Below are 8,145 nucleotides of genomic sequence, written 5' to 3'. Positions count from 1 at the left end.
TGCCGGTTGTCGCCGCCCAGGACGCCGCCCAGCGACGGGCGGCCGGAGACGCTGATGTCGCGCTGGACGTACAGGTCACCGGTGATGTGGCACCCGGCTCCGGGGAACTCGGCGTCGCCGTTGAGGAGGTACACGTCCGCGTCCACGACGGTGGGCTGCGCCAGCGTGCCGCCGCAGGTGAAGTTCGTCTGCCCGGGAGGCCCTGAGATGACCAGCGGACCGCCCGACCAGGCCGGGGTGCCGACGCTGCCGGTGCCCGCGCTGCCGAGGACGAAGGGCCCCTGGACGGTGCCCACGATCGAGTTGTCCGGGGGCTCCACGTGGAACGGGTGGACCGCGTCGAGGACGCGGGTCGTGCCGTCGATGGTGGCCACGCCGGTCGCCGCGACGACCACCGTGTAGTCACCGGCCGCCGCGGCGGCGAGGCCGTCGCAGGTGACGGGCGTCCAGGCGGCGGCGGGCTGCGGGGTCCCGTCGGCGGCGTACGTGGTCCCGCTCGGCAGCGTGGTGCCGGGGACGTAGAACAGCTCGACCGACCAGCTGGCTCCGGTGATCGTGCCGGTGCTGCTCGGGCACGAGGGAACGGCCTGCGAGATGCCGGCGACCATCGAGTCGCGGCCCGCCTCGGCCGCGGCGAACGCCTGCACGTTGCTGCGGCCGTGCGTGGTCTGGCGCACCGAGCCGAGGGTCGTGGTGGCGATGGCGCTGGAGACGAGGAAGCCGACCAGGACCACCATCACCACGATCGGCATGGCGGCCCCGCGCTCGTCGTGGGCACGGGAGCTCCGGTGGAGGAACTCGTCAAGTCGTCTCAGCATCTCGTCTCCTGCGTCTCAGGCGGGCAGGCCGCACGTGGTGGGCGAGGTCGTGTCGCGGGGGGTGCGGCTGCGGACGGTTCCGCTCACGCGCACGGGCTTGGTGTCGGAGGGGTACGTGACCACGTACGAGAGGCCGACGACCTTGCCGCCGGCGTTGAGCGCAGCCGACGGGAACGAGAGCGTCGCTCCCGGGGTCCCCGTGCCGAACGCGGTGGTGGTTGCGGGGGTCGTCGTGCCCCGGGCGGTCTGGACGGTCCCCTCAGCGCCGGTCGAGACCGTCCAGACCTGGCAGGTACGGTCTCCGCCGAGGGTCGTCCACACCGTGACCTTGGTGCAGTCGGTGTTGACCGACGCGCAGCTCTCGAGGGAGATGCGGCGGGCGTTGCGGACGGCCAGCTCGATCCCCTGCGCGACGCCCTGGGCCTGCATCGTCGCCTGGGTCGTGGAGGTGACCTGGCTGTTGCCGCGCAGGCCGGTGATGAAGAGCATCGTGGCGACCACCAGCACGCCCGAGGTGAGGGCCAGGGCGATCACCATCTCGACGAGCACCGCGCCGCGCTCGTCGCGGCGGCGGGGGCGTACGGCCGGGGTCCTCACCGCGCTCACCCCCGCACCAGGATCTTGGTGCTGACCACGGTCAGCGTCCGGTCACCCGACGCGCAGGCCGCGGTGTCCGCGGACGCGGCGGCGGGACGGCAGGCGGTGACGGTGAGCGTGACGGCGGTCGGCACGGTGGGCGTCGTCTCGCAGCCCTGCACGGCGCCGCTGACCTTGACCCGCTGCTGGCGCGGGTCGGTGCTGATCGTCGGGCTGGCGCCAGAGGTGGCGGCCAGCAGCGCCGCGCACGACGACGAGGCTGCGGTCGCGGCCCGGGCGTCGTCGATGTACGAGGACGCCCGCTGGGCCGAGTACGCCACCGTCGCCTGGCTCGAGGTGATGCCCAGACCGTGGTAGAGCACGGGGGCGAAGACGATCGCGAAGATCCCCAGCAGGGAGATCGCCACGATCACCTCGACCAGGCTCAGCCCGGCCTGCGGGTCGTGGGGCAGGCCGGTCGGGGCAGTGGCCGGGCGCCGGAGGGATTCCTGTCGGAGGGGTGTGCCCAGGGGTTGGCGCGGGAGCCGACGGTCGTCGGCGGTACGGGTCGCGGTGCGCTCCACGTGTCCTCCCTCCACAGGTACGGTGCAGCAAGAGCCGCGAACCTGGCCGGCCCGCGGGGGGCGAGGGCCGGCCAGGGTCGCGGCGGTCTATCAGCAGCCAGGGCCGGACTCGGCCGGAACACCGTCCTTCAGGGCACCAGAAGCGACCGGCTCGGCCCGGACGCAGTAGTTCGTCAGGTCCGCGGCCGCGGCAGAAGCCGGCGCCACGAGCACGAACGTGATGTCGTCAGTCGCGGTGGCAATCGCCGGCGTCGCCCCTGCCGTCGCGATCGACGCAGCGAACCTCGCCGACTCGGTCGCGGCGGCGTTCTTGAGCTGGTTGTCCTTGGCGGTCTGCTGGATGTTGCCGTACACCGGGATGGCGACGGCGATCAGGATGCCGATGATCGCGATCACGACGATGAGCTCGATCATGGAGAAGCCGGACTCGCGGTTCTCCTCGCGGGCAGCGCGGGCCTTGGCCAGACGCTCAAGCAGGTCCTTCATGTGGATCTCTCTCCCTGTTGTCGAAATCGCGCACCGAACGGGCGCGACAACGAGCTCGGCCGGGTGGCCGACCTCCCGCACTGACCTGACGGTCGTGCCGTGCCTCGCACCCGACGACCACGTCATCGAAGGGGCCCCGAGAGAGGGCCGGTGACACCTGGTGCCACCGTCTGCGTGTCCGTCCTCCCGAGGGACACATACCGACGGTAGGAGACCGTCGGTATGGAACGCATCCCCCGAGATGCGAAACCACCCGAAAGGACCATGTGACCGCCGCCACACATGGCCCACCCCTACCGCCTCCCCTCCCCCTTCTTGTAACGCGCGTTTACACCCTCTGGCCGTACGGCATGCCGTCGCGAAACGGACCGCAACTGCGCGAGACAAGATGGCCGGGCGCGCGTGGGTACGCAGGCCGCAGGCACACCCGCCCAAGCCCCTCCGGCCGAGGCCCCCGGCCAGAGCCCCACGGCGGCCCAAGGGCCCACGAACGCAGCGAGGGCCGGATCCCGTGTGGGATCCGGCCCTCGCTGAGGAGCGGTACGACTCAGAGCTTGCTGGCGACGATCTCCGCGATCTGCACCGTGTTGAGGGCGGCGCCCTTGCGCAGGTTGTCGTTGCTGATGAAGAGCGCCAGACCGCGGTCGCCGTCGACGCCCTCGTCGGCGCGGATGCGACCGACGTACGAGGGGTCCTGGCCGGCGGCCTTGCGCGGGGTCGGGATCTCCTCGAGCGTCACGCCCGGGGCGTCCGCGAGCAGCTCGCGGGCCTTGTCGGGGGTGAGGGCGGAGTCGAACTCGGCGTTGACGGCGAGCGAGTGGCCGCTGAACACGGGCACGCGGACGCAGATGCCGGACACCTTGAGCTCGGGGATGCCGAGGATCTTGCGGGACTCGTTGCGGAGCTTCTGCTCCTCGTCGGTCTCGTTGAGGCCGTCGTCGACGATCGAGCCGGCCAGCGGCAGCACGTTGTACGCGATGGTCTCCACGTACGGGGCGGGGTCACCGAACGGGACGGCGCTGCCGTCGTACGCCAGGCCGCGGGCGTCACCCGCGGCCTCGACACCGCCGGCCAGGGCCTCGACGCCGGCGACTCCGGAGCCGGAGACGGCCTGGTACGTCGAGACCACGAGGCGCTTGAGGCCGGCCGCGTCGTGCAGCACCTTGAGGACCGGCATCGCGGCCATCGTGGTGCAGTTCGGGTTGGCGACGATGCCGCGGCGGGCGGCGATCACGTCGTCCATCGCCTCGGCGTTGACCTCGGAGACGACCAGCGGGATCGCCGGGTCCTTGCGGAACGCCGAGGAGTTGTCGATGACGATCACGCCGGCGTCGACGAACCGCTGCGCCTGGGCGCGGGACGTGGTGGCCCCGGCCGAGAACAGCGCGATGTCGAGACCGGTCGGGTCGGCGGTGGCCGCGTCCTCGACGACGACCGTACGGTCACCGAACGCGATCTCCTTGCCGGCCGAGCGGGCCGAGGCGAAGAAGCGGACCTCGCCGACGGGGAAGTTGCGCTCGAGCAGGATCTGGCGCATCGCGACGCCGACCTGACCGGTCGCGCCGACGACGCCGATGTTGACGGGACGGGAGCTCATCGGCCGGTCCCTCCGTACACGACGGCCTCGACCTCGTCGGCGTCCAGGTCGAAGGCGGTGTGCGTGGCGCGCACGGCCTGGTCGACCTGGGACTCGTCGACGACGACGGAGATACGGATCTCCGAGGTCGAGATCATGCCGATGTTGACGCCGGCGGCCGCCAGGGAGGCGAAGAACTTCGAGGTGATGCCGGGGTGCGAGCGCATGCCCGCACCGATCAGCGATACCTTGCCGATCTTGTCGTCGTACAGGAGCTTCTCGTAGCCGACCTCGGCCTGCAGCTTGGACAGCGCCGACATGGCGGTCTGACCGTCGGTGCGGGGCAGCGTGAACGAGATGTCGGTGAGGCTGGTCGCCGCGGCCGAGACGTTCTGGACGATCATGTCGAGGTTGATCTGGGCCTCGGCGAGGGCGTCGAAGATGCGGGCAGCCTCGCCGACCTGGTCGGGCACGCCGACGACGGTGATCTTGGCCTCGCTGGTGTCGTGCGCGACGCCGGCGATGATCGGGGCTTCCATGGTGCCTCCCTCGGTCGGGTCGTCCACGACCCAGGTTCCTTGCAGTTGACTGAACGACGAGCGGACGTGGATCGGGATGTTGTAGCGGCGGCCGTACTCCACGCAGCGCAGGTGCAGGATCTTGGAGCCGGCCGCGGCCAGCTCGAGCATCTCCTCGAAGGAGACCTTGTCCTTCTTGCGCGCCGCCGGGACCACGCGGGGGTCGGCGGTGAAGACGCCGTCGACGTCGGTGTAGATCTCGCACACGTCGGCCTGCAGCGCGGCGGCCAGGGCCACGGCCGTGGTGTCGGTGCCGCCGCGACCGAGCGTGGTGATCTCCTTGGTCGTCTGGCTGACACCCTGGAACCCGGCGACGATGACGATGTGGCCGTCCTCGAGCGCGGAGGTGATGCGGCCGGGCGTCACGTCGATGATCTTGGCCTTGCCGTGCACGTCGTCCGTGATCACGCCGGCCTGCGAACCGGTGAACGACCGCGCCGTGTAGCCGAGGTCGGAGATGGCCATGGCGACCAGCGCCATCGAGATGCGCTCACCGGCGGTGAGCAGCATGTCCATCTCCCGGGCCGGCGGCAGCGGCGAGACGCCGTTGGCCAGGTCGAGGAGGTCGTCGGTCGTGTCACCCATCGCGGAGACCGCCACGACGACGTCGTGACCGGCCTTCTTGTTGTCCACGATGCGGCGTGCGACCCGCTTGATGCTGTCGGCGTCGGCGAGCGAGGAGCCGCCGTACTTCTGCACGACAATGCCCACGATGATTCCTTGGGGGATTCGCTGGAGTGATGGACGGGGGCGTGCCCGCCTCGTCGCGGACGGCCCCCGGCGATTCTACGTGTCGGGCCGTGGCGGCCCGCCCCACATCTCACGGGCGCGGACACGCCGGCCGTACGGCTGCGGCCGGGCGCCGCGTACGGCTCAGGCGTCGGCGGAGCGGCGCCCCACGAACGCGCGCCCGAGCGTGACCTCGTCGGCGTACTCGAGGTCGCCGCCCACGGGCAGGCCGCTCGCCAGCCGGGTGACGCGCAGCCCCATCGGCGAGAGCAGACGGGTGAGGTACGTCGCGGTCGCCTCGCCCTCAAGGTTGGGGTCGGTCGCGAGGATGACCTCGGTGACGGTGCCGTCGGCCAGGCGCGGCATCAGCTCGCGGATGTTGAGCTGGTCGGGGCCGACGCCGTCGATCGGCGAGATGGCCCCGCCGAGGACGTGGTACCGGCCGCGGAACTCGCGGGTGCGTTCGATGGCGACGACGTCCTTGTACTCCTCCACGACGCACAGGACGGTGCCGTCGCGACGCGGGTCGCGGCAGATCCGGCACTGCTCGTCCTCGGAGACGTTGAAGCAGATCGAGCAGAACTTCACCTTCTGCTTGACCTCGACGAGCACGTCGGAGAGGCGCTTCACGTCGGCCGGGTCGGCCTGGAGGATGTGGAACGCGATCCGCTGCGCGCTCTTGGGACCCACGCCGGGCAGCCTGCCCAGCTCGTCGATCAGGTCCTGGACGACGCCTTCGTACACGCGATCAGCCCAGACCGGGGAAGCTGTCGAGACCGGCACCGCCGGCCAGCGGCCCCATCGCCTCGGAGGCGGCCGCGTCCGCCTTGGCGCGGGCGTCGCGGTACGCGGCGACGATCAGGTCGCCCAGGTCCGCCAGGTCCTCGGCGGAGGTCGACTCGACGGCCCCCTCGGAGAGGGTGACCCCGGTCAGCTCGCCCAGACCGTTGACGTCCACGGTCACCGCGCCGCCGGCGACGGAGCCGGTCACGGTGCTGTTGGCCAGACCGGCCTGCGCGTCGGCGATCTGCTGCTGCATCTGCTGGGCCTGCTCGAGCAGGGCGTTCATGTCGAAGCCGCCGCCGGAGAGGGCGTCGAACGGGTTCTGGCTCATCGGTGCTCCTGGTGGGCTGGGTGGGTGGTGCGTCGGTCGGGCGGCCGACTCAGGTGTGCTCGATCTCGTCGATGACCTGGGCGCCGAGGGTCTGCTCGAGCAGTGCCGTGGAGTCGAGACCGCCGGAGTCGAGGACGGTGTCGTCGGGGTGCGCGTCGTCGTCGGCGGAGCGGACCTCCTCGGCCTCCTGGGTCGCTCCCCCGGCCTGGATCTGCGACAGCGCCTCGCGGGCCACCGCGATCCCGCCCGACTCCGAGCTCGACGACGGGGGTGCGGGCGGAGCCGCGGGCTCAGCCGGTGCGGCCTGACCGGACTCCGGCTGCTGGCTCCAGTCGGGCGCGGGTCCTGACGACTGATCCGGCGCCGGCGGCGACCACTGGTCCGTGGGCGGGGCGTCGTACGCCTGGCTGGGCTGGTGCGACTGGGCGGCACGCGTCACCACGGGCTCGCCGGACGGCCGGGCGCTGGGGTCGACGAGGGTGTCAATCTTCCACTGGACGCCGACCACGTCGATCGCGGCGTCGCGGAGGATCTCGTCGCAGCCGCCGCCGACGAACGAGTCGCGGGCACCGGCGTTGGAGAAGCCGAGCGTGAGGGTGCGGGAGTCCGCGTCGACGACCTGGGCGTTCTGGGTGAGGATCATCCACGCCAGCCGGCGACGGCTCTTGACCGCGTCGAGGACGTCGGGCCACAGGCGCCGTACGTCGACCAGGCTCAGCGTCGGGGCGGGCGTCGCGTCGGCGGCAGGCTGGGCCTGCTGTCCGGGGCTCTGCTGGGCCGGCCCCTGGTCGTACGCCCCGGCGGGCGCCGACTGCTGCGGGGCTGCGGGGACCGGGGCGGGCGGGACCGGGTCGGCGGAGGCGACGGGCGGCACCGGCGCTCCGAAGTCCGGCGGCGGTGTCGGGTCGTCGAACGACGGCGGGCGCACCGGGGCGTCGTCCCACGAGGGCGGCGCCGCTGCTCCGGGGTCGCCGAAGCTCGGCGGCGGCACGGGCCCGTCCGGGTCCGCGGGACGCGGCGGCTGGATCTGCGGGGCCTCCCGGCGGGGAGGCTCGGTGCGGGGAGGCTCGCTGCGGGCGGGCTCGACCGGCGGAGGAGTGGGTGCCGCCTGGACGGGGCCAGCCTGCGGGTGGGCCGGAGCTTCCTGCGCGGGCGCGGGTCGCGTGGACTCGGGACGTCCGGCCTCGGGACGGGCCGCCTCCGGGCGCACGGACTCGACGCCGTGCGGCCGGGCGGCCGGGGCGGACGGGGCGGAGAGCCCACCGGGCATCTCCATGCGGCGCTCGAGGCGGTCCAGCCGTGCCATCACACCGTCGCTGGTGTTGTCGGCGCCGGGCAGCAGCACGCGCGCGCAGAGCAGCTCGAGCAGCAGGCGCGGCGCCGTGGCGCCCCGCATCTCGGTGAGGCCGGCCGCGATGATGTCGGCGGCACGGCTCAGCTCGACACCGCCGAAGCGGGCCGCTTGGGCGACCAGCCGCTCGCCGGCGTCCTGCGGCACGTCGATCAGTCCGGAGGCCGGGGCGTCGGGCACCGCGGCGACGATGACGAGGTCGCGGAGCCGGCGCAGCAGGTCCTCGGTGAAGCGTCGCGGGTCCTGGCCGGTCTCGATCACCTTGTCGACCACACCGAACACGGCGGCACCGTCGCGCGAGGCGAACGCGTCGACGATCTCGTCGAGCAGGCT

At 72.4% G+C, this 8,145-nt stretch carries 8 protein-coding genes and 1 pseudogene; all 9 read right to left on the bottom strand.

Annotation, left to right across the window (positions count from 1 at the left end; genetic code table 11):
• Nucleotides 1-818 (bottom strand): pilus assembly PilX N-terminal domain-containing protein (locus ACI379_RS15170; protein ID WP_439792945.1); only part of this gene is annotated, 818 nt, incomplete at its 3' end.
• Between the two features lie 15 nt (nt 819-833).
• Nucleotides 834-1,424, bottom strand: a complete 591-nt coding sequence (locus ACI379_RS15165; protein WP_439792944.1) for a PulJ/GspJ family protein — start codon at nt 1,422-1,424, stop codon at nt 834-836.
• A complete protein-coding gene (locus tag ACI379_RS15160; protein ID WP_439792943.1) occupies nt 1,421-1,978 on the bottom strand; it encodes a prepilin-type N-terminal cleavage/methylation domain-containing protein in 558 nt (185 codons plus the stop codon). The genes ACI379_RS15165 and ACI379_RS15160 overlap by 4 nt, the downstream gene beginning before the upstream one ends.
• 90 nt (nt 1,979-2,068) lie before the next feature.
• Complete coding sequence (locus tag ACI379_RS15155) at nt 2,069-2,464, bottom strand: type II secretion system protein (RefSeq protein ID WP_439792942.1); 396 nt, start codon at nt 2,462-2,464, stop codon at nt 2,069-2,071.
• Between the two features lie 547 nt (nt 2,465-3,011).
• Nucleotides 3,012-4,061 (bottom strand): aspartate-semialdehyde dehydrogenase, encoded by a 1,050-nt coding sequence (locus ACI379_RS15150; protein WP_439792941.1) that lies wholly within the window; start codon nt 4,059-4,061, stop codon nt 3,012-3,014.
• Nucleotides 4,058-5,329, bottom strand: coding sequence for an aspartate kinase (locus ACI379_RS15145; protein ID WP_439792940.1), 1,272 nt, complete (start codon nt 5,327-5,329; stop codon nt 4,058-4,060). The genes ACI379_RS15150 and ACI379_RS15145 overlap by 4 nt, the downstream gene beginning before the upstream one ends.
• A gap of 162 nt (nt 5,330-5,491) precedes the next feature.
• Entirely contained in the window at nt 5,492-6,091 is a 600-nt protein-coding gene (gene recR / locus ACI379_RS15140) for a recombination mediator RecR (RefSeq protein WP_439792939.1), read from the bottom strand.
• Nucleotides 6,092-6,095: 4 nt separating this feature from the next.
• Nucleotides 6,096-6,461: a YbaB/EbfC family nucleoid-associated protein gene (locus ACI379_RS15135; protein WP_439792938.1), complete on the bottom strand. Its 366-nt coding sequence runs from the start codon at nt 6,459-6,461 to the stop codon at nt 6,096-6,098.
• A 49-nt stretch (nt 6,462-6,510) separates the two neighbouring features.
• Nucleotides 6,511-8,145: pseudogene (locus tag ACI379_RS15130) on the bottom strand (hypothetical protein); the annotation flags it as partial.

This window comes from Nocardioides sp. (assembly GCF_051876515.1).
GTDB lineage: Bacteria > Actinomycetota > Actinomycetes > Propionibacteriales > Nocardioidaceae > Nocardioides.
Note: the sequence above shows the minus strand (reverse complement) of the source record. Positions and strands in the feature narration are given on the sequence as shown.